General features: G+C 34.8%; 24 protein-coding genes. 10 read left to right on the top strand and 14 right to left on the bottom strand.

Translation table 11 applies throughout. The features are described from left to right. Positions 1–243: 243 nt before the first annotated feature. From HGP29_RS17160 to HGP29_RS29000, 3 genes are all read left to right on the top strand, one after another. Positions 244–834: a riboflavin synthase gene (locus HGP29_RS17160; protein WP_168883659.1), complete on the top strand. Its 591-nt coding sequence runs from the start codon at positions 244–246 to the stop codon at positions 832–834. A 1-nt stretch (position 835) separates the two neighbouring features. Further along, positions 836–1,537 (top strand): LytR/AlgR family response regulator transcription factor, encoded by a 702-nt coding sequence (locus tag HGP29_RS17155; protein WP_168883658.1) that lies wholly within the window; start codon positions 836–838, stop codon positions 1,535–1,537. Between the two features lie 147 nt (positions 1,538–1,684). Beyond that, entirely contained in the window at positions 1,685–1,807 is a 123-nt protein-coding gene (locus HGP29_RS29000) for a hypothetical protein (protein WP_262889537.1), read from the top strand. A gap of 21 nt (positions 1,808–1,828) precedes the next feature. Here HGP29_RS29000 and HGP29_RS17150 read toward each other — a convergent pair whose 3' ends face one another. The 4 genes from HGP29_RS17150 to HGP29_RS17135 all read right to left on the bottom strand — a co-directional run bounded on the left by HGP29_RS17150 (position 1,829) and on the right by HGP29_RS17135 (position 6,444). Next, a complete protein-coding gene (locus HGP29_RS17150; protein WP_168883657.1) occupies positions 1,829–2,569 on the bottom strand; it encodes a hypothetical protein in 741 nt (246 codons plus the stop codon). Positions 2,570–2,627: 58 nt separating this feature from the next. After that, positions 2,628–3,620 (bottom strand): alpha/beta hydrolase, encoded by a 993-nt coding sequence (locus HGP29_RS17145; protein ID WP_168883656.1) that lies wholly within the window; start codon positions 3,618–3,620, stop codon positions 2,628–2,630. Positions 3,621–3,738: 118 nt separating this feature from the next. Further along, positions 3,739–4,689, bottom strand: a complete 951-nt coding sequence (locus HGP29_RS17140) for a helix-turn-helix transcriptional regulator (protein WP_168883655.1) — start codon at positions 4,687–4,689, stop codon at positions 3,739–3,741. Between the two features lie 150 nt (positions 4,690–4,839). Then, positions 4,840–6,444: a fumarate hydratase gene (locus HGP29_RS17135; protein ID WP_168883654.1), complete on the bottom strand. Its 1,605-nt coding sequence runs from the start codon at positions 6,442–6,444 to the stop codon at positions 4,840–4,842. A 491-nt stretch (positions 6,445–6,935) separates the two neighbouring features. Between HGP29_RS17135 and HGP29_RS17130 the strand changes: the two genes are divergently transcribed. Further along, a complete protein-coding gene (locus HGP29_RS17130; RefSeq protein WP_168883653.1) occupies positions 6,936–8,741 on the top strand; it encodes an acyl-CoA dehydrogenase family protein in 1,806 nt (601 codons plus the stop codon). A gap of 170 nt (positions 8,742–8,911) precedes the next feature. After that, the gene (locus HGP29_RS17125) at positions 8,912–9,676 is read left to right on the top strand and encodes a cyclase family protein (protein ID WP_168883652.1); all 765 of its coding nucleotides are present in this window, start codon (positions 8,912–8,914) and stop codon (positions 9,674–9,676) included. A 15-nt stretch (positions 9,677–9,691) separates the two neighbouring features. Here HGP29_RS17125 and HGP29_RS17120 read toward each other — a convergent pair whose 3' ends face one another. Then, complete coding sequence (locus tag HGP29_RS17120; RefSeq protein WP_168883651.1) at positions 9,692–11,101, bottom strand: ATP-dependent DNA helicase; 1,410 nt, start codon at positions 11,099–11,101, stop codon at positions 9,692–9,694. Between the two features lie 20 nt (positions 11,102–11,121). Next, entirely contained in the window at positions 11,122–12,372 is a 1,251-nt protein-coding gene (locus tag HGP29_RS17115) for an ABC transporter permease (RefSeq protein ID WP_168883650.1), read from the bottom strand. A 191-nt stretch (positions 12,373–12,563) separates the two neighbouring features. Between HGP29_RS17115 and queA the strand changes: the two genes are divergently transcribed. From queA to HGP29_RS17095, 4 genes are all read left to right on the top strand, one after another. Further along, positions 12,564–13,610 carry a tRNA preQ1(34) S-adenosylmethionine ribosyltransferase-isomerase QueA gene (gene queA, locus HGP29_RS17110; protein WP_168883649.1) on the top strand — a complete coding sequence of 349 codons (1,047 nt, stop codon included), beginning with the start codon at positions 12,564–12,566 and terminating at the stop codon, positions 13,608–13,610. 144 nt (positions 13,611–13,754) lie between these two features. Continuing rightward, on the top strand, positions 13,755–14,096 hold the full coding sequence (locus HGP29_RS17105; RefSeq protein WP_168883648.1) for an STAS domain-containing protein: 342 nt from the start codon (positions 13,755–13,757) through the stop codon (positions 14,094–14,096). Between the two features lie 13 nt (positions 14,097–14,109). Further along, entirely contained in the window at positions 14,110–14,520 is a 411-nt protein-coding gene (locus HGP29_RS17100; RefSeq protein ID WP_168883647.1) for an ATP-binding protein, read from the top strand. Between the two features lie 158 nt (positions 14,521–14,678). Beyond that, positions 14,679–15,950, top strand: coding sequence for a dihydroorotase (locus tag HGP29_RS17095; protein ID WP_168883646.1), 1,272 nt, complete (start codon positions 14,679–14,681; stop codon positions 15,948–15,950). A gap of 494 nt (positions 15,951–16,444) precedes the next feature. On the opposite strand, the gene HGP29_RS17090 is transcribed toward HGP29_RS17095, so the two are convergent. Then, positions 16,445–18,043, bottom strand: coding sequence for a DUF4625 domain-containing protein (locus HGP29_RS17090; RefSeq protein ID WP_168883645.1), 1,599 nt, complete (start codon positions 18,041–18,043; stop codon positions 16,445–16,447). 380 nt (positions 18,044–18,423) lie between these two features. Beyond that, the gene (locus HGP29_RS17085; protein WP_235958316.1) at positions 18,424–18,714 is read right to left on the bottom strand and encodes a winged helix-turn-helix transcriptional regulator; all 291 of its coding nucleotides are present in this window, start codon (positions 18,712–18,714) and stop codon (positions 18,424–18,426) included. 167 nt (positions 18,715–18,881) lie between these two features. Here HGP29_RS17085 and HGP29_RS17080 point away from each other — a divergent pair, with 167 nt between their 5' ends. Then, positions 18,882–19,385, top strand: coding sequence for a lactoylglutathione lyase family protein (locus HGP29_RS17080; protein ID WP_168883643.1), 504 nt, complete (start codon positions 18,882–18,884; stop codon positions 19,383–19,385). A gap of 73 nt (positions 19,386–19,458) precedes the next feature. Here HGP29_RS17080 and HGP29_RS17075 read toward each other — a convergent pair whose 3' ends face one another. The 6 genes from HGP29_RS17075 to HGP29_RS17050 all read right to left on the bottom strand — a co-directional run bounded on the left by HGP29_RS17075 (position 19,459) and on the right by HGP29_RS17050 (position 26,882). Further along, the gene (locus HGP29_RS17075) at positions 19,459–20,808 is read right to left on the bottom strand and encodes a hypothetical protein (protein ID WP_168883642.1); all 1,350 of its coding nucleotides are present in this window, start codon (positions 20,806–20,808) and stop codon (positions 19,459–19,461) included. A 114-nt stretch (positions 20,809–20,922) separates the two neighbouring features. Continuing rightward, positions 20,923–21,480 (bottom strand): YceI family protein, encoded by a 558-nt coding sequence (locus tag HGP29_RS17070; RefSeq protein WP_168883641.1) that lies wholly within the window; start codon positions 21,478–21,480, stop codon positions 20,923–20,925. A gap of 249 nt (positions 21,481–21,729) precedes the next feature. Then, positions 21,730–22,365: a lipoprotein signal peptidase gene (locus HGP29_RS17065; protein WP_168883640.1), complete on the bottom strand. Its 636-nt coding sequence runs from the start codon at positions 22,363–22,365 to the stop codon at positions 21,730–21,732. Between the two features lie 37 nt (positions 22,366–22,402). After that, complete coding sequence (locus HGP29_RS17060) at positions 22,403–23,872, bottom strand: TrkH family potassium uptake protein (RefSeq protein WP_168883639.1); 1,470 nt, start codon at positions 23,870–23,872, stop codon at positions 22,403–22,405. Between the two features lie 29 nt (positions 23,873–23,901). After that, the gene (gene trkA / locus HGP29_RS17055) at positions 23,902–25,245 is read right to left on the bottom strand and encodes a Trk system potassium transporter TrkA (RefSeq protein ID WP_168883638.1); all 1,344 of its coding nucleotides are present in this window, start codon (positions 25,243–25,245) and stop codon (positions 23,902–23,904) included. Positions 25,246–25,334: 89 nt separating this feature from the next. Next, a complete protein-coding gene (locus tag HGP29_RS17050; protein ID WP_168883637.1) occupies positions 25,335–26,882 on the bottom strand; it encodes a YifB family Mg chelatase-like AAA ATPase in 1,548 nt (515 codons plus the stop codon). Position 26,883: the final 1 nt, after the last annotated feature.

Raw genomic sequence — 26,883 nt, 5'->3', positions numbered from 1 at the left:
TAAGAACTAATTTGTAGTTCCCCTTCAATTAAATGTGAATAGAATATTATGTCCATCACACCTCTAAAAAGTCAGCAATCATTTCATAAAATTATCCTATTTGATAACTCGACAAGAAAGGTAACTTTGAAAGAAATGAAAAAAGAAAATTAGAAAAGGAATGGAATACTTCAAAAGTAAAATATCTCTGATAAAATTTGACTAAATTGTCTCCCAATAATCATCAAACCCTTAATAATTAAAATGTTTACAGGTATAATAGAAGACTTGGGAACTATCATCAAAATAGAGAAAGACCAAGAAAATACGATTTTTACTGTTGAATCTTCAATATCCAAAGAACTAAAAATAGATCAAAGTTTAGCACACAACGGTGTTTGTCTTACTGTCACTCATATTGAAGGTGATCAACACCAAGTGGTTGCCATCCATGAAACTTTACAAAAGACAAATTTAGGAGATTGGAAAGAAGGAGATGTCGTTAATTTAGAACGTAGTATGCCATCTCATGGTAGATTTGACGGACATATTGTACAAGGACATGTGGACCAAATTGGTGAATGTGTAAATGTACAAGATGAGCAAGGAAGTTGGAGATTTACTTTCCAATACGATCCTTCAACGAAAAACTTTACGGTAGAGAAAGGTTCTGTTTGTGTTAATGGAGCAAGCCTTACTGTTGTAGATGATGCAAAAGGACAATTTAGCGTAGCTATTATTCCTTATACTTTTGAACACACAAACTTCCATAAAATTCAAAAAGGGACAAAAGTAAACTTAGAATTTGATATATTAGGAAAATACATTCAAAAGTTAAAAACCTTAGATCTTTAATATGGTCGATTTAAAATGTGTTATTGTAGACGATGAAGAGGTATCTCGTATGGTTGTACGAGACTTTGTAAAACGTACCGAAGGGTTAGAACTTGCCGGTGAGTTTGACAATGCTGTATCTGCATATGAAGTTCTCAAAAACACTGCTGTCGATTTATTATTTTTAGATATTGAGATGCCTCAAATGACAGGGATCGAGTTGGTACAATCCTTAGAAAAACTACCTCAAGTAATTCTAATTACAGGTCGACGTGATTTTGGAGCAGAAGCTTATGAATACAATTTGACAGACTATTTGATCAAGCCAATAACCTACCCTCGTTTTCTAAAAGCGGTAGAAAAGGCCAAACAGTCCATCGAAAATAGTGATCAAAGTTTAGTAGATAAAAGTAGTGATGATACATTATTTGTAAAAGCAGATAACAAAATTGTAAAGCTCTCTTTAGGCGATATCTTTTTTGTTGAAGCTCTTTCAGATTACATGTTAATTAATACAAAGGATCGAAAGTATGTGATCCACTCTACTATGAAAGCATTAGAAAAAAAGTTTCCAGATAATTTTATTCGAGTTCATCGCTCTTATATCGTTAATCTGGAAAAAGTAAATACAATAGAGGATATGCAAATTGTGATGCCTCAAAAAGAAATTCCGATTGGTAATAGCTACAAAAGTAACTTCCTTTCAAAACTGAATTTCTTGTAAAAAAAGCCTTGACAGTTAATTAATTGTCAAGGCTTTTTTAAATATTTAGAAGTTGCGGAAGTTTTATTTCCGTATCATTTTAGATCTTTACTCCGTCATTAATTCTTAAAAATATTCAAAGTCTCATCAATCTAATTTCACTTATTCATGAATAAAATTATCAAGTATATTATTGGAGTTGTTGTAGGTGTAGTCACTTATATTTTCCTTACTGAATATTGGGATGCTTTCAAGGCAAAAGTGATGGATTTGACTTCAAGTTTATTATAACTCAAAAATGAAAATCTAGAGTTAAAATTTAAACCTGATATTGATACCTGAATAAATATCAAATAATGCTTCTCCTCTTATTTTTTTCTCATAAAATCCTGAAAGTTGGTAATTGTTTCCTAAATCAATTCCACCTTCCACTTTGTAGTAAATCACAAAGTCATCAAAATTCCACACCCATCGATTGTCTAATGCTACATTGATCCATTTATCATCGTATTGATATTTCAATGCAGGCTCAAAACGAACAAACGCAGGAGCTACCGTATTTTCTATAGCTTGAATTGTAGGAATATAGGCTCTCCACTGATTAGATAGAGTGAGATTATTACCAATTAATTTCCACCCATAAGTAATCATAGGTTCTACAGTGTAATGACCAAATAAACCAGATAAATCCGAGTTTCCAGTAGGAAAGTGCATTTTCAAACATGCATTTATACCTAAAAAATCACCATTACTCGAGGGAAGGATCTCTCTTGTGTAAGAGATATTCATATCACCTGGAGAATAGATTTTTCTACCTTCTTCTGTGTATTGGGTACCTATTAGTTCCACCAATAAATGGCTGTTGTCTTTGAAAGTTATCCCTCCTTTTAAAAGAAAGTAAGTTGCCTGATGAGTAGAATTGAAATTATAATATTCTTTATGCAGACTTATAGATGTAAGCCTTGTCTTTGATTGAAGATGATCTTCCTGTCCATATGCTGATACTATATGTAGTACAAGAAAAAGCATAAAAAGAGAAACGCGATAAATCATAATAAATCGATTAAGTAGTAAATGTTGGGGGAAGTATTCTCCCCCCTTTTTTAGTGATCTATATTGTTGGTTCTACTACTCTTTTTATAAAATTGAGTAACCTCGTTTCCACAGGAATTCGTCGAGCATCACCAGACATAGACGTGGCCCCTGCCGGGTAGAAGTGTCCAAAACCGGGTACCCAAGCAAACTCATATTCCACACCTGTTTTCTGATAATGTTCTATCATTAATGGATTGGCAATTCTTGCCCCTGTAAGGTCTGTCTGTGCTAAAAATTGAAGAATTGGAGGATGATTTTCTCCTGCCTTTATATTATCAAGCTCAAAAACAATCGGTGCTCCTGATAATAAAAATACTGCAGTAACTGGCTCTTTTAATCCATAAGCTACATTCCATGAAGTAACTGCCCCTGCAGAAAAACCTCCAATAATAATCTTGTTCTTATCTACAGATAATTCCTCCGCATTTTGTTTTACATATTGAACCGCACTTTGCAAATCTTCGGCAGCTGCTAATACAGCATCGGATTGTATTTTTATATGTGATGGATTCTTTGGATCTAATGGAGGCAAGTTCATATCTGCTCGTACCTGCGATGCTCTATCCATCATTAATTTAATACCATCTCTATTTAAAAGAGTACTCTCGTTAATACCTTTAAGATGAGGAATTGGTAAATCTGGCGTAACTCTATAATTGATAGCAAAGCATACATATCCTTCTTGTGCTAATCGCTTACAATATTCTTCCGGAGAAGTATCTTGTTGTCCATCAATTTCATAACGTTCATGAGGTGTTCCTCTTTGAAATGCTCCCCCATAAGTAAAAAATACTGCTGGGCGTTGCTTATGATCTGAAGTGATAGGCTTATAAATATTCATCAATAGATCAACAGAAGTAGGTTGACCATCTTTAAGAATAAAACCTTCTCCATATTTGATGTTTCTTTCTATCTCAACTTCATATTTATCATTAGCATAAACGACATCATTAAATAATAGTACGCTTGAGAATAACACTACCGTTAAATAATAAATCACTTTCTTCATAATTATTGTTTTTTATTGTTATTGAAGACTTTTGTTTCTAATCACAACACAAAACTAAATATGAAAGCTGCTTAACGTATTATACTATTCCGTCTTAATATATAGCAAAAACGTCAAATCAAATGATACTATTAGGACTTTCCCCAAAGTGATCTTTAAAAATCTTAGAAAAATGGCTAGGAGAACTATAACCTAATTGGTAAGAGACTTCAGTGATTGTAAAAAGACCTTGCTCTAACATTTGTCTCCCTTGTTCCAACTTCATTCTTTTTCTATAGGAGTTCATAGACTCTCCAAAATGGGATTTAAATAATCGTTGAAGTTTGCGCTCACCAATAGCATACTTTTGGGTTATTTCTTGAATCGTCATTTCATTCTCATGGTCTTGTAGTAACAAATTACCGACCTCTAAAACTACTTGAAGATCTTGTTGGTAAATCTTATTGACTCTCCCTTCTTTATTTTCATTGATCCTTTTTAAAGACCAAAGAATTAAAGTCTCCAAGTTTTGATGAAATAGACTTTTATCTACAGGTGTTTCAATATCAAGTTCAACGAACTGCTTTATCAAGTTTCTTATTTCTAAGGAATGTGAAGCCTGAAATAACCATCTCTGATCACTCAAGTAGTGTTCATATAATCCTTTTGGAAACTCATATCTTTCACAGATTTCATTCAATTTATTTTTATGAATGAATAAATGATACTGATGTATATTAAGGTATGCTGGGTAATATTGATTGAATCGATAATCTTCATCAAAGAAAAGAAGTTTCTGCTGAGCCCAATCTTTACTTTGGGGATTATAGGTTAATAAAGGTGAGTGTATCAAAAAGTAAAGTGATAAATAATTCTCTTGCTTATCGATACTTCTTGTAAGGAACATATCTTCATAAATCACAAACTTCTCTTCCTGAAAAATTAAACCATTGTTTAACTCTACTTGCTTTATAAATCCTCGACCATAATTAGAAGGAAAAAATAAAGTATTGTTACTTATAGATGCTTCCATTTGATCACTTAGTCCCTCAAGGAAGTTTGTAATAGAGTTAATATTTATATTCAGCATGATATAATTTATTGATTACAATAAATTTAGAGGATGTTTCTTAAATAGAACGAAAAATTTTGATCAAAAAAATCCCTCACAACTTAAGTTATGAGGGATTATATTGAAATCTATTGAGATAAACAGCATGCTGTTCTTATCTACATTAAATTAAAGTTCCGCAAAGAAATCATTTCCTTTATCATCAACAATGATGAATGCAGGGAAGTTTTCGATTTCAATCTTACGAACTGCTTCCATTCCTAAATCTTCGAAATCAACCAATTCAACCGATTTGATATTTTCTTTCGCAAGAATTGCAGCAGGACCACCGATAGATCCTAAGTAGAATCCACCATGTTCGTTACAAGCATCTGTAACTTGTTGCGAACGGTTACCTTTAGCTAACATAATCATAGAACCGCGTTTAGCTTGGAAAGGTCCAACGTAAGGGTCCATTCTACCTGCAGTAGTTGGTCCAAATGATCCTGAAGGCATTCCTTCTGGAGTCTTCGCAGGGCCTGCATAGTAAATTGGGTGATTTTTGAAGTACTCAGGCATTTCCTCACCGTTATCTAACATCTGCTTGATACGAGCATGAGCAATATCACGAGCAACAATCAATGTACCTTTCAAATTCAAACGAGTTTTGATAGGGTACTTCGTTAACTCTGCTAATACTTCTTCCATTGGACGGTTCAAGTCGATTTCTACAGGATTGTCCATTTGTGATTCTTCTGTAGGAATTAAACGACGAGGGTTTCTTTCTAATTCTTCTAACCAAATACCATCCTCATTGATTTTTGCTTTGATGTTACGGTCTGCTGAACAAGAAACACCAATACCAACAGGACAAGAAGCAGCATGACGAGGTAAACGAACTACTTTTACATCATGTGTAAAGTATTTACCACCGAATTGTGCACCAATTAAACTTTCCTGACAGATTTTTTGGATTTTTTCTTCCCATTCAACATCACGGAAAGCTTGACCTCCCATATTACCTTCTGTTGGTAAATGGTCATAGTAACCTGCTGATGCTTTCTTTACAGTAGCCATATTTGCTTCAGCAGAAGTACCACCTACTACAAATGCCAAGTGATATGGAGGACATGCTGCAGTACCAATAGACTTTAGCTTTTCTTTTACAAAAGCTGTTAAGCTCTCTTCGTTTAGTAAAGCCTTAGTTTGTTGGTATAAGAATGTTTTGTTGGCAGAACCACCACCTTTAGCCATGAACAAGAACTCATACGAGTTACCTTGCTCAGAGTAAATATCAATTTGTGCAGGAAGGTTCGTACCTGTATTTTTTTCCTCAGTCATGGTTAATGGAACCACTTGTGAGTATCTTAAGTTTCTTGATTGGTATGTTTCATAGATACCTTTTGATAAAGCTTCAGCATCATTAGAACCAGTAATTACACCTTCACCTTTTTTAGCCATTACGATAGCAGTACCTGTATCTTGGCAAGATGGCAGTTGACCTTCTGCTGCAACTGCAGCATTTTCTAATAATGTACGAGCAACGAAACGATCGTTGTCTGATGCTTCAGGATCATCTAAGATTTTAGCAACTTTTTCTAAGTGGGCAGTACGAAGGTAGAATGAAACATCTGCCATCGCTTCTTTAGAAAGTAACTCCAATCCTTTTGGATCTACTTTTAAAAATTTACGTCCGTCTACTTCGATAGTTGATACATAATCCTTTGTAAGTAATCTATACTTCGTTGTGTCTTTCTTTATTGGGAAAGGCTTTTGATAGAAAAAATCGCTCATAATTTTTCAGAGATTTATAATAATTCCGTGTTCAGTTTGTTTGATTCGTGCTAATAGTATGAACCAAGCCCCGCAAAAATACATAACACCTTGCTAGTCATCAGTGAGATAAGTCATACTTGTTAAATACATTTTAATGATTCTAATAAAAAATTGTGATAATACTACTGTAATTGCTTTAAAAATGAAGATGAAGTAAAAAATTAAGCGTGAAAAGAACATTTTTTCGCTTTATGTTATGCATGCATAATATTTTTACATATATTTGAAAAAGAATGTTATGCTTGCATACATTTTAAATGAATAATCACTTCTGTAATACGTTTTGTATTTAGTGATTAGATGAACCGATCATCCAATAAACAATACACATAATTGTAAATCATGTAAGGGATGATCACATATTCACTTACTACTTAAATAGAAAGTCTAATGTGATCATTCCACTTTGAATTACATCCAATAACAACACTAAACATTTTCAATTTATTATGAACACTGTAACCAATAAGAAAGCAATCAAAGGTGGAGAATTTTTAATTCGCGAAACAGAAGCAAATGAAATTTTTACTCCTGAAGGGTTTTCGGAGGAGCAAGTAATGATGGCACAAGCCACTAAAGATTTTATTGACACAGAGATTACACCAAATGCTAAAAAAATCGATGGCCATGACTGGGAATTAGTAGAGAAAATTTTCCATAAAGCTGGAGATTTAGGTCTTTTAGGTATTTCTGTACCAGAAGAGTTAGGTGGTTTGGGTATGAGTTTCAACACTTCTATGTTGATTGCCGATGTATTTGGAGAAGCAGGTTCATTTTCAACAACTTACGGTGCACATACGGGTATTGGTACACTACCAATTATGTATTATGGTACTACAGAACAAAAGGAAAAATATCTTCCTAAACTAGCAACAGGTGAGTGGGCAGCCGCTTACGCATTAACAGAACCGGACGCAGGTTCGGATGCCAATTCAGGTAAAACAAAAGCGGTTCTTTCAGAAGATGGAACTCACTATTTGGTCACAGGTCAAAAAATGTGGATATCCAACGCTGGGTTTGCCGACTTATTTATTGTATTTGCCAAAATTGGTGATGACAAAAACCACACTGCTTTTATTGTAGAAAACTCGTTTGGTGGAATTACAATGAACGAAGAAGAAGAAAAATTGGGTATCAAAGGTTCTTCTACTCGTCAGGTATTCTTTACTGATTGCAAAGTTCCCGTAGAGAACATGCTTTCGGAAAGAGGAAACGGTTTTAAAATCGCTGTGAATATCTTGAATATCGGTAGAGCTAAATTAGGTGCTGGTGTTCTTGGAGGCTGCCGAGCAGTGATTAATCATGCAGTAAAATATTCGAAGGAGCGTAAACAGTTTAAACAACCTATCGCAAACTTTGGAGCAATCAAACAAAAGTTAGCTCAAATGACTACAAAAACTTATGTTATTGAGTCGATGTGTTATAGAGCTGGTCAAAACATTGAAGACCATACAGAAGAATTACTTGTGGGAGGAATGGACGAAGCAAAAGCGAAACTTAAAGGTGTGGAGCAATTTGCTATTGAATGTGCTATTCTTAAAGTATTCGGATCTGAAGTATTAGACTTCGTAGTAGACGAAGGTGTTCAAGTGTATGGTGGTATGGGATTCTCTGCTGAAGCACCAATGGAAAGAGCTTACAGAGATGCTCGTATTTCTAGAATTTACGAAGGAACAAACGAAATCAACCGCATGCTTCTTGTAGGCATGATGATAAAAAGGGCGATGAAAGGTGAGTTAGATATTGTTTCTCCAGCAATGGATGTAGCAAAAGAACTAACTTCTGTTCCATCGTTTGAGACAATTGATACTTCTATCCTATTTAATGTTGAAAAAGACATTTTAAAACGACTCAAAAAAGCAGCTTTAATGGTTGCAGGTAGAGCTGTTCAGGTGTTTGAAGCAAAAATTAACGATCAGCAAGAAATACTTATGAATATTGCTGATATGTTAATTCAAATTTATGCTGCTGAATCTACAATTCTTCGTACTGAAAAAATGGTAGAGGACAAAGGAGAAGAAGCTTGCAAAGAACAAATTAACATTGCAAAAGTGTTTATCAGAGAAGCAGCTGAAGTGATTGCTACTTCAGGTCGCGAAGCAATTGGTGGAATTGCTACAGGAGATGAACAACGAGTAATGTTGATGGGATTAAAACGTTTCACTAAGTATGATTTAGAGAACGTACATGTTTTAAGACGCGAATTAGCTGACACTATTATTGAGAAAGAATCATATCCTTTCTTCGTAGTTTAAGTCAGTGATTTACATAGATTTTTTATCTGTCTACTTAAAGTAGAAGGATGAAATAGGACGATTAAATACTTGGTTACATGATGAAAAAGCTAATCCGTTTCGGGTTGGCTTTTTTATTGCTGCAAATATTCTTATTCAAAAACGCTTTTAAATTACTGATAAACTTAACTATGAAAATTGTAGACCTTTCAAAACCAATTCAATTCAACAAGAAAGACCCTTGGTTTATGCGAGTAAAGATTAAACATAAACCTCACGCTAAAGCAAAATGGTTGATTCGTTTCCTAGGACTACCTTTTAAATTATTTCCGAAAAACTTTATTGGTTGGGCAGATGATACCATTGAAAAGATGGGAGTTCATTCTACAACACATATAGATGCTCCATGGCATTATTCCCCAACAGTTGCAGGAAAAAAAGCAAAAACTATTGATGAAGTACCTTTGGATTGGTGCTACGGAGAAGGGTTAGTGATTGATATGGAACACAAAAAGGATTTTGCCCCTATTACAAAAGAAGATATTACCAATTTTTTATCAGATAATAACCTTTCCTTAAAAGAAGGAATGATTGTATTGATAAAAACTGGTAGAGATAAATTTAATGGAACGGAAGACTTTCATAAGGTAGGTACAGGAATGAGTGCCGAAGCAACGCACTACCTTATTGATCAAGGAATTAAAGTGATGGGTATCGATTCTTGGGGCTGGGATTTACCCTTACCTTATCTTATTGAACAAGCAAAGAAAACTGAAAACCAGGATTTATTCTGGAATGCCCATCTTGTAGGTCAAGAAAAGGAATATTGTCATATGGAACAATTGGTGAATTTAGGATCCCTGCCGTACACTGGGTTTAAAGTAGCCGTTTTTCCTTTAAAAATTGTTGGAGCGTCAGCAGCACCAGCTAGAGTTGTTGCAATGTTTGATAATTAGCCTTCAAGAAATTAATTATTTAAAAAACCTTTCTGGATAGTTCATTAAGAACAACTCCGATTTTGCTCGGGTTAATGCTGTATACTGCCAACGAACAAAATCGGAGTCTAGCATATCATCTCTCAAGAAACCAATATCAACAAAAATTGCATCCCACTGTCCACCTTGTGCCTTATGACAAGTAAGTGCATAAGCAAATTTCACCTGTAGAGCATTTAAGTATTCATCTTCTCGGATTCTTTTCATTCGAGACCTCGGATTTTCAATATCGGCATACTCTTCAACTACAGCATTGTACAATTTTCTATTTTCCTCATTACTTAGTTGAGGGGTAAAAGAATGGAGGGTATCTAAGATAATTTTTGCCTCTACCACATTATGCTCATCATAATCCAATAACCTGAAACGGATATCACAAAATCTTAAACCATATTTCTCTTCAATACCACCCACTCTAGTCACTTCAATAAACTCTCCATTAGCCAAAAAACCAGCAGGTGAATCCTCATCTAACCAAAAGTAATTATTGCGGACAATCATTAGGTAATCACCAGCATCTAGTTCATCTTCTCTATAATGAATTTGCCTTCTTATATATTGATTGTATTGTGTTGCTGCTCGGTTTGATCTGGTAACAATCACCGTATTCTCAATTCCATATTTATCATATCCATATAATAAACCATCTTCCAAACGATCTGACCCCATTTTAAAAATGTCTTTAAAAGGAGAAGTCACAAACTTTATATCTTCATTAGTAACCAATGTATTTCTAAGAAGAGTTGCATTGTAAAGAATACCAGACTCTGAGGCTTGGCGAACAACCTCTGTCAATTCATGACTAATAATATTCAGTTTGAAGATATTCTGAAGATATATTTCATCTAGTGCCGGACTAATATCTTGTTTCACAGGAGGTAGCTGTGCTGTATCTCCAATTAGTAATAATTTATTATTGGCCTTAGGATCTTGAAAAACATATCGGATTAAAGAACTCAATAATCCTTCCCCTTGCATATGTGATTGATCATCAATCATAGATGCTTCGTCTACAATGTAGATAGTGTTTTGAGCATTATTCTTTGTTCTCTCAAAACGCATGGCTCCGGTATCAGGATCTTCCGTTTGCTTATAGATAATTCGATGAATCGTAAACGCTTTTCGTTTTGCATAAGATGACATCACTTTGGCTGCTCTTCCTGTTGGCGCCATAAGTAATGTTTTGTAGCTATAATAACGTAGAATATTAGATAGAGCAGTAATTACAGATGTTTTACCTGTACCTGCATATCCTTTTAATAGAAAAGTGTTCCTTCTGTTGTTTTTCTCCAGAATAAATGGGTCAAATAAATCAAATAATACTTTTTGACCTTGTGTAGGTTCAAAAGGAAATTGTGAACTGATACGTTCAGAAGGTGTGATCATCTATCTAATAATTAATTTATCTATGAAGCTCTCATCGCTTCTACAGGATCCATTCTGGCAGCTGAAACGGCAGGTGCTAACCCCGAAATAATTCCGACTAACCCAGAGATACCCATTCCTATGATCAAATTTTGAATATTTAGAGAGATAATAAAAGTTTCTGTTGAGAATATTGATAAACAGGAGACCAAAATAAGTCCACCAACCCCTCCAAAGAAACTAAGGAACATCGACTCACATAAGAACTGTAATAAGATAAAGTAATTTTTAGCACCCAATGCCTTCTGTATACCAATTTGTGATGTTCTTTCTTTTACAGACACAAACATAATATTGGCGATACTAAATCCTCCAACAAGGATGGAGAACATACCAATAACTCCTCCGGCAATTTTTAAAGATCCTGTTATACCATTAATAAAGTCTGCAATTGCATCCGTTTTATTTAGGGCGAAATTATCTTCTTCTTTTGGCCTAAGTCCTCTATGTCTTCTAATTAATCCCCTAAGTTCTGCATGCATCTCTCCCATATCTTCATCTTGCTTATATCCTTTTGCAATAAGCACTGGAGAAATGTTTCGTCCTTTTGAGGTATACATTTTCACTAAAGAATTATAAGGAATAAGGATAATTTCATCATTACTTGGAGTGGAAAGTAAACTTTCTCCTTGCTTCTCGAAGATACCGATTACCTTAAATTTTTGTCCTTTTGATTTAATCGTTTTTCCAAGAGCATCACCTCTAGGGAATAGTTGTTTGGCTACATCGTATCCAATTATAGTATTTTGAACACCTGCAGTCATTTCACTTTTAGTAAAGTATCTGCCTCGATCAATAGGCATAGAAGTGATCTTATTATACTCATATGAGCATCCTACTATCTTTCCATCTTCAAAAGAATTATTTTTATATTGAATAGTATTTCCCCTTTTATCTTCAAAGATCGCTATGTGTTTTACCCATTTTGCATTGTCTTGGATAAACTTAAATTCCTTTACATCAGGGCTAGGCCTTCTATAATATTTCCACCAAGGGTAATTGGGTTCATTGAAAGCAAAAGGCCATTTTCCAACATACATTACTTTATCTCCAAAAGCAGATAAACTATTTTGGATACCATTATTCAATGCATCTACTAAGGTAAAAATGGCTATAATCGCAAAGATACCGATGGTCACTCCTAATAGTGAAAGAACTGTTCGTAATATATTTTCTTTCAGTGCATTGACTGCAAATCGGAAACTCTCAAAAAAAAGTTTGAAGAAAAGCATTATTTTCAAAAAAAATTGAAAGATTTTAGATAATAAATCCTTTATCTATTGATCTATTGGAAATTATCTGATCTTTATTTGTTAAATTTACCGTCTTGATTTTCAAGGTACGCATTTTGTGTGTATAGTAGAAAAGTTAAGCGATAATATATCGATATTAATAGATAGATTAAAAATAGTAATTTCACTCCATGAAGCTATCCCAATTTCAGTTTGATCTACCTTCAGATCTAATAGCACAATACCCGGCAGAAAGCCGCGACGAAGCACGTTTAATGGTATTACACCGTTCTACAGGAGAAATTGAGCACAGATTGTTCAAAGATATTGTAGAGTACTTCGAGGAGGGTGATGTATTAGTGACGAATGACACTAAAGTTTTCCCTGCAAGATTATATGGTAACAAGGAAAAAACTGGTGCTAAGATCGAGGTATTTCTTCTTCGTGAACTAAACAAAGAGTCTCATTTATGGGATGTTTTAGTTGATCCTGCTCGTAAAATTCGTGTAGGTAACAAATTGTATTTTGGCGATGGTAGTTTAGTGGCTGAAGTCATTGACAATACAACTTCAAGAGGTAGAACTATCCGTTTCTTAGTAGACGGTGAAGATGAAGAATTCTACAAAACAATTGAAGAACTTGGAGAAACTCCAATTCCAAGAGACTTAGGTCGTGAAGCTGAACCGGCCGATCGTGACCGTTACCAAACAATTTTTGCAGAAAATAAAGGTGCTGTAGCTGCCCCATCAGCAGGTTTACACTTTACACCACAAGTTGCAAAACGTTTAGAGATTAAATCTGTAGATATCACTCCTATTACTTTACATGTAGGGTTAGGTGCATTTAGAGATGTAGACGTTGAAGATTTAACAAAACACAAAATGGACTCTGAGCACTACAAAGTAGGTGAGCAGACTGTAGAGATTGTTAATAAGGCGTTGACTGAAAAAAGAAATGTTTGTGCAGTAGGTACTACAGCATTACGTTCTTTAGAAACTTCAGTTTCGGCTTCAAATACATTGAAAGCAAACGAAGGTTGGACAGATAAATTTATCTTCCCTCCATACGATTTCAAAATTGTATCTTCTATGGTTACAGGTTTCCATAAACCTAAATCAACATTATTAATGATGGCTGCTGCATTTGGTGGTTATGATTTAGTAATGAGAGCTTACGAAGAAGCAATCAAAGAAAAATACCGTTTCTTAAGCTACGGCGACGCAATGTTGATTCTTTAATAGAATTGAACATTTTTAAGAGACATCAAAAGAGACAAAGGGTTGGTCTACGAGATTTTAACACCCTTTGTTTCTTTTATTAGTAAAAAATTTAAAAAAAATTAAAATTAAGGGAAACCTTAATGAAGTTAAACCGTATACATAATGACCAAAGTAGACGTTAATGTTGTACAAGAGAATGACTTCACACTAATCAGTGTAGTTGGAGAATTAGATGCAAGCTCATCTATTGAACTTGATACTGAACTTCAAGAGTGCATCGATAAAGGTGATAAGAAGTTATTAATTGATTGTGTAGGATTAACTTATATTTCTTCTGCAGGAATTGGTGTATTTACTTCAAGATTAGACGATATCGAAAAGAATAGTATTACTATGGTATTGTTTAATGTTGCTGACAACATCAAAAGTGTATTCGAAATTTTAGGTGTAGATCAATTTTTAAACTTGGCAGCCAGTAAAGAAGAGGCCATCAATATTTTATAATTTAAAAACAGTGATGTTTAGAAAAAAAGTCAACTGTGAAACGACCAACCTTCATGAAATCCGTGAGTTTCTGCTCTCGGCTTTAGACAACTACAGTGTACCTCTTTCCCAAAGAGATATGATCGTTGTAGCAGTCGATGAGGTCTGTGCAAACAGGATGATTCATTCAAACAGCTGTGATCCTACCAAGGAAATAGAAGTTTCTGTTTCTACCCAAGACAATGAAAAAGAGGTAGTGATTGAAATTAAAGACGATGGCGAAGCTTTTGATATTAAAGCATATCAATCTCCTGCTATTACAGATGTAATTAAAGAACATCGTAAAGGAGGAATGGGACTTAGATTGGTTAAAAATATTATGGATGCCGTTCAGGTTGTACAAGTCGGAAAACATCAGGTATGTAGACTTGTAAAACAGCTTTGAACTCTTCCAAATTGAACGAGATACTTTTTGTATCTCTTTTTTTGTGCCCTATATTTTCAAAATTTATTATTTACAATGTACATTTGTGCGGTTACTCCCAATAACATTAAAATGGATTGTAGCCGAGAATTTTTAAAGGTCTTTTGAGTTACAGCACCATGAAAGAAATTTTGCTCAATAACGTAAGAGTATCAAATACAACTTCCCCTTATCATCAACAAAATGTTTATATCTTAATTAAAGATGGTGTAATCGATGAGGTTTCAACATCTCCAATTACTGCTCCCAATGCAAAATCGATTGATACAGATGGATTATGGGTATCTGCAGGTTGGTTAGATATGCGTTCTACTTTAAACGAGCCAGGTGAAGAATTCAAAGAAGACATTGCTTCTTTATGTAAAGCAGCTGCTTTTGGTGGGTTTACAGATGTAGCCACTTTACCGAATACAAACCCTACAGTACAGACAAAAGAAAGTGTACATTTTATTAAACAAATGAGCGCTTTTACTCCAGTTCAACTTCACCCAATGGGAGCATTAACTAAGAATGCAAAAGGAGAAGAAATGAACGAGTATATCGATATGCATGAAGCCGGTGCGGTAGCTTTCACAGATGGTATACATCATTCATGGCACTTAGGTGTAATGAAAAGAGCTATCATGTATATGCAAAAATTTGATGGATTGATGGTAGAATTAGCTAATGAGAAGACATTAGACAATGATGGCCATATGAACGAAGGCGTTCCGAGTACCTTAATGGGTACAAGGGGAATACCTAATGTAGCAGAATGGCTAGCCATCCAGAAAATCCTAGCTTTATTGAGTTATACAGATGGTAGAGTACACTTTGCCAATATATCAGCAAAAGAATCTGTCGATTTAATTCGAAAAGCAAAAGCTGATGGCCTTAAAGTTACTTGTGACATCGCAGCACATCAAATTGCTTTAACAGACGAATCTTTATCAGACTTTGATACAAATAAAAAAGTATGGCCTCCTTTCCGCTCTCAAGAAGATATTGACGCTCTATGGGAAGGAATTAAAGATGGAACTATTGACTCCATCGTTTCATCACATACACCACAAGATACTGAATCAAAAAGGTTAGAGTTTGATTTGGCTGATTGTGGAATCTTAGGTTTAGAAACAGCTTTCGCTAATATCATCTCCAATTTACCTCAGGGTATTTCTGTTGATACAATTATTGAGAAGTTATCAACTACGCCAAGATCAATCTTAAAAGCTGATTCAGCTACTATTAAAGAAGGAGAAAAAGCTACAATAACAGTTTTTGACCCGTTCCATGAGTGGACTTTTGAGAAAAAAGATATTCAATCTAAATCAGATAACACTCCATTTATTGGCACTCAATTTAAAGGAAAAGCGATAGCGGTTATCAACAAAGGACAATTGGTAGAAGCGTAATATTTTTACGTAGCTATATAAAAAAGCACCATATGTATCTTCATATGGTGCTTTTTAATATCTCCTAAATACCTCTCAAAAGGGCTTTATAAACTTATATTAAAATGATTTAAATCCTTCTAGTGTGAAACATGATAAATAAACTCACCAATTTTTTCACCCACTTTTACAATCATAAAGAAAGAGAATTCTAAACTCATTAGAGTGAAAGAAAATTTTCATGATAATTAGTTTTCAGTTTTACACCTCCTCTAAAAAAGTGACTATTTACAAGCACTCTTATAAATAGACAGTCAAATAGTTTACTAGCTTATTTTGATACTTAAAAATCTATTATTTGACACGAATAGAAAACTTCCGTAATCAATTACTAAGTTTTTTGTACCATGATCACAAAAAAAGACTGCCCCAATTATTCAATCATGAGACAGCCTCTTTCCTTTTTATATTGAAACTACTGTATTTTTAATTCAGTATATCATTGTAATTATATATTAAAATCCCTTTCTACCTGGAAGAATTGGCTCTTCCACTTCTCCCTCTCCTTCTTCGATTGCTAAACTATAATCAACACTGAAGTTGTAGATGATTTCATCCGTTTGACCTCTGATGTCGGTAGCAAGAATTCTTAAACGGAAATCGGTTTGAGAGTATTCATATAAATCTGCCTGATTCATTGAAGGAACTACCATTTGTAGATCTGAGATCAGACTTCCTAAATCAACAGGGTAAGATGAAAACTCAGTAACTGTTTTACTTGCTGACGTACCTCTTGATCCTAATCCTAAATCAATGAATTCAATTAGTACAGATTGTAAACCTACATTTTCATAGATTTTACCTTCTAATTTAATATTGATACTATTTGTTTGAGGTGTTAAAGCATACGGTTCATTTTCAGGAACATATTCTTTAGTATCATTAAAGATGAAGTCTGTTACAGTTATTGATGGAGCCAAATCTTCTCTTGCCACCAAGGAGAATCTAAAGAATGAAGCATTATCCCACGTTTGCTCTTGGTCTTTTATTTTCACATTAATGAAAATCGTTTCACCTGCATCAGTAGTTAGTTCATCAAATTCAAAATTAAAGTTCAAATCTTCTAAGGTAGCTAAATCTATTGTATTCACTCCATTTAAAGCGACTTCAACAAACTGCTCGATAATTGGAGTAGAAGTACTTCCGTCAGAAGAAACAGGTATTCTACTTACTTCTAATTGTACTGAATCTAATCCACCTTCATCTTCAGCAATTAATGAAGTTAATTGGAATGGAGTACCAGGATAAATTAAAACAATACGATCTGATGGTATTTCTTGAGTGGACTCATATGATGCAAAATTGGCTGCAACATCATCACAATTAATTTCTAAAGGTATTTTCTTAACAGAAACATTACTGTACTCGTCTTCTAGAGTTAAAGTTAATGTATCTATCCCGTTCTCTAGCGACTCAGGAATAAAAATTTGTCGTTGAACGATATCATTAATATCCAATGAATCTCCTTGTATTAAGAAGTTTCTTGGAGAGCTATCAGCAAACTGTACACTCAATTTCGTAAGACCAATATTATCAGATAAGATACCAGATAATAATAGTCGTTCACCTCTACAATAAACTGTACTTTCTTGATTTCCCTCAATAGCTGACATCACTGAGATATCTGAAGAAAATGAAGGTAATATAGTATCTGATTCTATTCGGAAAAAGATCGAATCTACCATTACGTTATCTCCTGCATCTTTATTTTTTAATGCCAAGAAATATTGCCCTGTTGGAACGTAAGCAGGAATCACTAACGAGGAATCGATAGCCAATGCTCTTGCCTGAATATCAGCATAGGTAGAGTCAAAAGAAAAAGTAAAAACAGAGCTACTTTCAGGGTTTACCTCACCTATAGAGATCGTTGCTTCAGAGATCAATACATTGTCTGAGAACGTAACACTTAAGTTGAAAGTATCTTTGTAATGAAAGACCTTATTTTCCTCGATTTCCATGGAAGAAATACTAGGAGAAAAGTCATCTTCTAAAGCAATACATGATGCAAAAACAGCTAATAGTAGAATATATGATATGAGCGTTTGAAGTTTCATATAAATTAAATGAGTTAGTCGATCTGCAATTTAATAAATGTTAAGCACAGTTAATAGCAATTTACTTGCTAATCTATTTCAGTTGAAATTTAAAGTCATTAAGGAAATGGTTTCGTAACACCGATACATATTTTAAGTAATTTTTTAATATAATTCTTAAATAAGGTTTAAACTTGAGCAAATAAGATTAAAAAGTATAAATACCTTCATTTTAAAGGAACATATGATGACATTTGTAATGTACTCAAAAAGACATTGATACGTAGTTGAACCATTAGAATGGTTTCAACAAAATATCTAAAGAAAAACTATGTTAAGCAGCATAGAAGTCAGATGAATAGATTGAAGAGAGAGCTTGGAGAACGCTAGATACTTTGTACCTAGCGTTCTTTTTTTATATCTTCTATTACATTCCTCCCCCAGTCATCCATCTGAATTAGTATGTCTTCTAACGATTTCCCTAATGGGGTTAATTCATACTCAACTCGAGGTGGAACCTCTGGAAAAATCCTTCTTTGAATCAACTGATCTTCCTCTAATTCTCTCACTGTTTGAGTAAACATTTTATTTGATATATCTTTTAATGTTTTCTGTAGTTCTCCTGAACGCATTCCACCCTTTAGTAGATGAAATAACACCAAGGATTTCCACTTACTTCCAATCAGATCCATCGTGAACCGAAGCGGACATTCATATTTTTTATTTTCCATTGTATTTTTTTTAGACTGATAATCAATAATACTAACCTATTAGTAACTATCTCTCAAATTAGTAAGATATTGACTTCCAACATTCTGTATTCGATCTTTACAAACCAATCAAAAATTTATAAATAATTATGCAAAGTTACCCAAGATCATTTTCTCATATCGGAATTACAGTTCCTGATATTGAAAAAGCTGTAAAATTTTATTCAGATGTAATGGGATGGTATGTGATTATGCCTCCTTCGGATGTAAAAGAAGAAAACGAGACAGCTATTGGCCAAATGTGTATTGACGTATTTGGTAAAGGATGGGGATCTTTTAAAATCGCTCATATGTCGACTTCTGATGGCATTGGTATAGAATTATTCTCCTTTCCTACTACAAAGGCTGAGAAACCAGAATTTAACCCATTTAACGCTGGTTTATTCCATTTCTGCGTACAAGATCCAGATATAGAAACACTCACTAAAAAAATTGTAGATGCTGGAGGTAAACAACGTATGCCGATAAGAGAATATTACCCTAACTCTAAACCTTACAAAATGGTTTATGTAGAGGATCCTTTCGGTGTAGTTTTCGAAATTTATACACACAGTTATGAATTAACATATTCTTCTGGTGCATATACGGAATAAAACAATAAAGGTCAGTTCAATTAAGAACTGACCTTTATTCGAAATATATTATATATTAACTAAGTCTTTCTAATTAGAAGCTGATTGCTGCCTCTAACATGAAACCGTCGAATTCACCACCAGCGAAGTTAGCGTTTGTAGAACCAGTTTCAAGGTAGTTATCATAACCTTCGTAAGTTTGCTTGATGTATGAACCTTTCAATGAAACGTTTCTAGTCATGAACCAACCTGCAGATAATTCATATCTGTTTTGACGAACATCTTGTTGACCAATTGACCAAACAGTACCGTCAGCATACTCACCCATCTCAGCAGCGTTAGCACCCCAAGCTGTATTGTAACGAGCACCAACATTGAATTGTTCTTTTGAACCAAAACGGTAGATTAATTCACCTGCTAATTGTTCCCAAGTTCTGTTTTCTGCGTTTTCTACACCACTTTCACCCTTAGACATACCTTGAGAGTTCTCGTAAGTACCGAAGAATTCTAATCCGTGGAATTTCACAAATGAGTTCAACATAACCGCATCGATGTTGTTTGTGAAGTTCGGGTTAACACGACCAGATCTGAAATCATCTCCAGTAGGAACCATTACATTGTAGAATCTAGAACCAGCTCTGTCACCTGCATAGATGTTAGAGTTATCCAAGTTCGAGTTGTGATAGTATGAACCAGTTAAACGTACTCTTAAGTCGTCGTTTAATTGCTTATCGAAACCTAATTTACCATATACTGACCAGTTACCAGTAGAAGTTACTGATTGGTTTAATGCACCGTTTGACATACCAAACATACCGATGAACCCATTTTTCTGAGCGTAAACCTCCATTGCCATTTCAGTAGCAAAAGCATCCATGATAGTGTTACCAATGAAAGCATTACCCATAGAGTAAGCATTGTCAGTACGACGGAAGTGTTGGTCACCATAGTTTACTTCCATTTGACCTACTTTAATAGTCACGATATCCATTAGGTCATCTGCTAATTGACTATTTAAATTTAAGAAGTTTAAGTTATCGATTTGTAAGTAACCACCCATTACCCAAGCATCGTTGTGATGACGTGAAGATAAATACGTTAATAAGTTTACTCTAAGACCATCTGCTAATTGAGCATCAATTCTTAAGTTGGCAGTTGGTAAGTTAAAGTTGGTGTGCATGTCTTGTAGGTTCCCTAATGTATTAGTGTGTGATAAACCTTGCATTTGAAGAGCGAAGTCTGCACCAACACGTACTTTCATACCATCGAAACCAACTGTATCTGACTTTGTAGTTTCAAATACGTTTACACCTCTTTGATCATTGTAACGCATGTATTGCATATCACGGTCAAAGATTCCACTATCTTTTTGGGCAAATGCATTACCAGCAAGCATCATCAGAATCAAAGCGAAAATGCTCTTGAAGTTGTATAATTTGTTCATAATCGGAAATAAAATTTGAATAAATATTAGGTAGGATTAGGGTGTTAACATCCATGCATCACATCATACATGGACACAACACTCTAGTATTTTATAGGATAATTACTGATTTTCTTAGTTGAATGTAACGTCGTAGATGATTGAAACTTCATCTCCTGTAGTGATTGTTCCGAACATAGCTGTTGGAGGCTCTACAGAGTATTGTGACATTTTGAATGAAGTTTTACCTTCAAATTTCACTTGATCTCCATCAATAGCAGCATTTGCTGTTAAAGTAACATCTTGAGTAGACCCTGCAATAGTTAATTTACCTTGAGCAGTTACTACATTGCCACTGATTGTAGCAGAAGACATTTTAAAAGTGATTTGTGGATTGCTTTTCTCCTTTAATGCTGAATAAATATTTTTATCCATTGCACCTTTTCCTGATTTGATACTTTTAACTACAAAAGTTAAATCTAAAGCATCAATAGAAGATATTGTATTACCATCGATATTGGCATTAATAGATCCTGTAACTTCTGTTACGTCACAATGCCAATCGTGTAATGAAGATGTTCCTTCTATCTTCACAGAACTATTCTCTTTCGAGAAGTTTTTTGTCTGTGCTAAAAGTGAACTAAAAGTAGATAATGAGAAAATTAATAAAAAGGATAATAATGATGTTTTCATATTAATTGTAATTCTGATAAGTTGTCTGTCTAAAAATTAGGTATTATAAATATCTGTTTATCAATAACATGAAGCGCTTATCTGTTATTGATTACATATCAAAAGTAGTATAGAAAGGTAAAAAAGTCACCATTAAAATTGTTATCCGATTTAAATAAAAACAAACAAACCTTAACAGCTATTGCAATTAAGGTTTGTGTTTTGAGACCATGATTTTGGTCAATTTTTCTTTATGATTTGTATTACTTTTTAACTATTAAAAGAGGGAGATTCGTCACCATTTAAATCGTACTCCGAAAATTTATTCTGAAAGATTAGAATAAATAATACCCCTAAAAATATAGCCGAATCTGCAATATTAAATACAGGGCTAAAAAAGAGGAAGTGGTCTCCTCCAACAAATGGTAGCCATGTAGGGAAATTCCCTTCAATCATCGGAAAATAAAGCATATCAATTACTTGTCCATGAAACCAAGGTGTTGAGGAACCTGGTATTGCATTACCTTCAATGAAGACACCATAAAACACAGAATCTACGGAATTACCAATAGCCCCTCCAAGAATCATAGCTCCACAAATTAAGAAACCTGTATGTGCTCCTTTATTGTACAATACAGAAATACCATAGATAATGACACCTGATGCAATAATACGGAACAATGTAAGAATCAACTTTCCATATTCATTTCCAAATTGCATACCGAATGCCATACCTGGATTAAGCAAGTAATGCAACCTAAACCAGTCACCTAGCACTTTAATTTCACCTAAAGTACCCATGTCCATAAAATTATGAACAGCCAACTTACTTGCTTGATCAAGAATGATAACTAATATCGCTACTCCATAAATAGTAGACAGACTTGTTTTTTTAGTATTTCCCATCGTTCCTTTCCCTTCGGAATTAAAAAATCTTATATGTTTAGAATCTGCTCCAAAAATATGGAGTGAAGATAATCATTACTGTAAAAAGTTCTAGCCTTCCCAACAACATTAAGAAAGATAATACCCATTTTGCCATATCAGGCAAATGAGCAAAATTATCTACTGGACCTACTGTTCCTACACCAGGACCAATATTACCTAAAGATGTGGCTACAGCACCAATTGCAGTCAATAAATCCAACCCTAAAGCTGACATGACTAATATCCCAATTCCAAAAACCAAAAAGTAAGCCATGATAAAAGCAAGTACATTAAATGTGATACCTCCTTTTACAGCTTTATCATTAAACCTTACAGGTATAATCGCTGTAGGGTGTAATTGTCTCTTTAGTTCAAGAAATGAGTTTTTGAACAGAATAATATGTCGAACAATCTTCACACCTCCTGCTGTAGATCCTGCCATACCCCCACAAAACATCAATACGAAGACGATCATGGTGGCAAATGGAGCCCATGCAGTGTAATCTGCAGAAACATACCCAGTGGTTGTAATTATTGATACTACTTGGAATAGTGCATCTCTAAATGCCTTTTCTATACCCAAATCAGTTGTGTAAATAACCACACTAGAAATCCCTATCGTTGCTAAACTAATGATTCCTAAATAGTATTTGTATTCTTCGTTTTTCCAGATTGCTTTGAACATTCTTTTAAAGAAGAAATAATTCAGCGTAAAGTTAGTCCCTGCCAATACCATAAAGAATATTAGAATGTACTGTATGTAGGGAGACATCGAAGCAGCACTGTCATTATATGTAGAGAAGCCTCCTGTTGCCATGGTTGTTAAAGCATGATTTAAAGCGTCATAGAAACTCATACCTCCTGTCATTAACAGAATAGTCTCTACACCTGTTAAACCAGCATATACCCACCACAATCTTTTGGCTGTTTCCTTAATTCTAGGTTGTAATTTATCAGGAGAGATACCTGGAGCTTCTGCAACGAATAGCTGCATCCCACCAATTCCTAAGAATGGAAGTACAGCCACTGCTAATACAATGATACCCATTCCACCTATCCATTGTGTTAAGCTTCTCCAGAATAAAATACCTTTTCCTACTCCTTCAATATCTGTTAGAATAGATGCTCCGGTTGTAGAATACCCAGAAATCGTCTCAAAATAAGCATCAGCAAACGATGCCTGTATTTCACTGAAGATATAAGGTAAGCTTCCAAAGAAAGCCATTAATGCCCAACCTAATGAAACAATAATATAACCGTCTTTCTTTTTAAAAACTTGTTCATAGCCCATTTTTTGGGCGTATAACATACCAAACCCTCCTGCAATTACTGTAATAACACCAGATTGTACTAATGCTTTCCAATCTCCATCACCAAAATAGAAGGCAAAAGGAAGACAGGTAAACATGAAAATACCATTGAGTAAAATCAGTACACCAAGGACTCTACATATCAGTCCTACATTAAATTGACTTTTACGTTGCATTTGATCTCTTACCTAAGATAATATTCAGATTAACGGAAGAATGCTTCAACTTTTGCGATACACTCTGGTCTTGTCAGTACCACTGCTCTATCGTAAGGTTCGAATTGGAAATCTCCTTTTGGAATATAAGCCTTACCTTTTCGGATAGCTCCTCCAATAATAGCGGATTTAGGGAACCCTAATGCTTTTAATTCCTTCTTTGTTACCGGAGAGTTTTCGTTCACTACAAATTCAAGAACTTCTGCGTCCACACCATGAACGTTGGTTAATGAAATGATCTCACCTCTTCGGATATATCTGAATATAAAGCTTGCTGCGATTAGTTTTTTATTGATTAACGTATCTACCCCCATATTTTGAGATAAGTGGATGTAATCCATATTCTCTACAAGGGCAATCGTTTTTTGCACACCATGTTTCTTCGCTACTAGTGATGTGATAATATTAGTTTCAGAGTCACCCGTTACTGCAATAAATGCATCTGCGTTGTCAATGCCCTCTTCCTCTAATAGATCAACATTTCTACCATCTCCGTGAATTACTAATGTATTTGGAAGTTCTTCAGCTAGTTCAATGGCGATATCTCTATCTTTTTCGATAAGTACAACATTGTATTTATAGCTTAAAGCCCTCGCTGCATAGAAACCAACTTTGCCACCACCCAAAATAATTAGGCGTTTAATTTTCTTACTCAGTTTCTTTCTCGTCAGCTGTAATACACTCTCTACACCTTCTGGCTTTGCGATGTAATACACATGGTCATTCAATTCGAAGCGCGTATCACCTCTTGGGATAATGGTCTCGTCATTTCTAAGAATTGCAACAGTAAGGAACTTGAAATCTGGGTTCAAGTACGTAGTTTCTTCTAACGTTTTTCCTACTAATGGCTTTTCTTGATCTATGGTAATACCAATTAAAGACAAGAGTCCTTTCTCAAATTCAAAAGTATCAGTAATAGCTGCTTCTTTCAACAAGCGCTTGATCTCTTTTGTTGCCAACACTTGAGGTGAAATCATTTCATCCACTCCCATTCTTCTCATGTCAAGAACATCTCTAGAATGTAAGTATTCACTATTGATGATTCTGGCAATTGTTCTCTTTGCTCCCAATCTTTTAGCAATCATACAAGTGATCAAGTTCGTCTCTTCAGAAGACGTTACAGCGATCAACATGTCTGATTTCGAAACATTGGCTTCTTCCAAAATATTGAAAGAAGTCGAAGAACCTTTTATCGTAGCTACATCAATATGATTTGCTGCATGATTCAGACTATCCTCATCTGTATCAAGTAACGTAATGTCGTGATCTTCATGTGCCAATAGTTTCCCTAAGTGGAACCCTACGTCACCGGCACCTGCAATAATGATTTTCACAGCTATTTTTTCTTTTTTAATAGAAACACTCCCGCATCAATGGGAATACAAAAGCAAATATAGTGTGATTTTTCATTTAGCGATAATTTTTAACCTTCTGCCCAAGAGTCTCTATCTAAACTTCTGTATTGAATAGCTTCTGCAATATGTTCAGCTTTGACATTTTCACTGCCTGCTAAGTCAGCAATTGTGCGAGAAACCTTCAAAATTCGGTCATATGCTCTTGCTGATAAGCCTAATCGATCCATTGCCGACTTTAATAAGTTTTTTCCTAATGGATCTAAAGTGCATATTTTTTTTACTACTTGCGAAGGCATCATTGCATTATTATGCAACTTAAGACCTTCACTCTTAAATCTCTCCTGTTGTTTTTCTCTAGCGGCTATCACCCTGTCTCTAATATCAGTACTTGATTCAGCAGGTTTAACTGAAGTCATTTGATCAAACGAAACAGGTGTTACTTCTACATGAAGATCAATTCGATCCAATAATGGACCACTGATCTTGTTTAGATATTTCTGTACTGCTCCAGGAGGACATATACATTCTTTTTCTGGATGATTGTGATAACCACAAGGGCATGGATTCATACTTGCTATCAACATAAAGTTAGCGGGAAAATCCACAGACATTTTTGCTCTAGAAATCGTTACTCTACGTTCTTCCAACGGTTGTCTCATTACTTCTAGCACTGTTCTCTTAAACTCCGGTAGTTCATCAAGAAATAAAACACCATTATGAGACAAAGAAATCTCCCCAGGTTGTGGTATACCTCCTCCTCCAACTAAAGCTACATCACTTATTGTATGGTGAGGAGAACGGAATGGACGAGTCGAAATCAAATGTCCTTTACCCGCTCCTAGTTTTCCTGCTACTGAGTGTATTTTTGTAGTCTCTAACGCTTCAGGTAGAGACAAAGAAGGTAGAATAGTGGCAAGGCGTTTGGCTAACATCGTTTTTCCTGCACCTGGAGGGCCTATCATAATCACATTATGACCTCCAGCTGCCGCAATTTCCAAAGCCCTTTTCATATTTTCTTGACCTTGTACTTGAGAGAAATCAAGTTCGTAATCATCCAACATATCGTTGAATAATTCTCTAGTATCTATTTCCAACGGAGTAATCTCTCTATCTCCTTGAATAAATTCTATGGCTTCTAATAATGTTGAAACCCCAATTACATCTAGATTATTTACAATAGCGGCTTCCTGAGCGTTTTCTTTGGGTAAAATAAACCCTTTGAAGTTATTCTTTCTTGCTTCTATCGCGATAGGTAAAGCTCCTTTTATAGGCCTTAATGTCCCATCTAAAGCTAGTTCTCCAAGAATAATGTACTGATCGAGTTCTTTAGCACCAATTTGTTCGGAGGCCTGTAGAATAGATAAAGCGATAGGTAAATCAAAAGCAGCTCCTTCTTTTTTTGCTGCTGCTGGAGCTAAGTTGACCACTACTTTTTGTCGAGGAATAACGTAACCAAAATGTTTTACGGCAGATTCTACTCTGTGTTCACTTTCTTTAATAGCACTGTCAGGCAGTCCTACTACATAAAGTCCTTTTCCATTGAGTACGTTTACTTCTACTTCAATCAGCGTAGCATCCACTCCATAAACGGAGCTTCCATAAGTTTTAGAAATCATA

Source organism: Flammeovirga agarivorans (assembly GCF_012641475.1).
Taxonomy (GTDB): domain Bacteria; phylum Bacteroidota; class Bacteroidia; order Cytophagales; family Flammeovirgaceae; genus Flammeovirga; species Flammeovirga agarivorans.
This window is presented reverse-complemented; position numbering and strand designations above follow the sequence as displayed.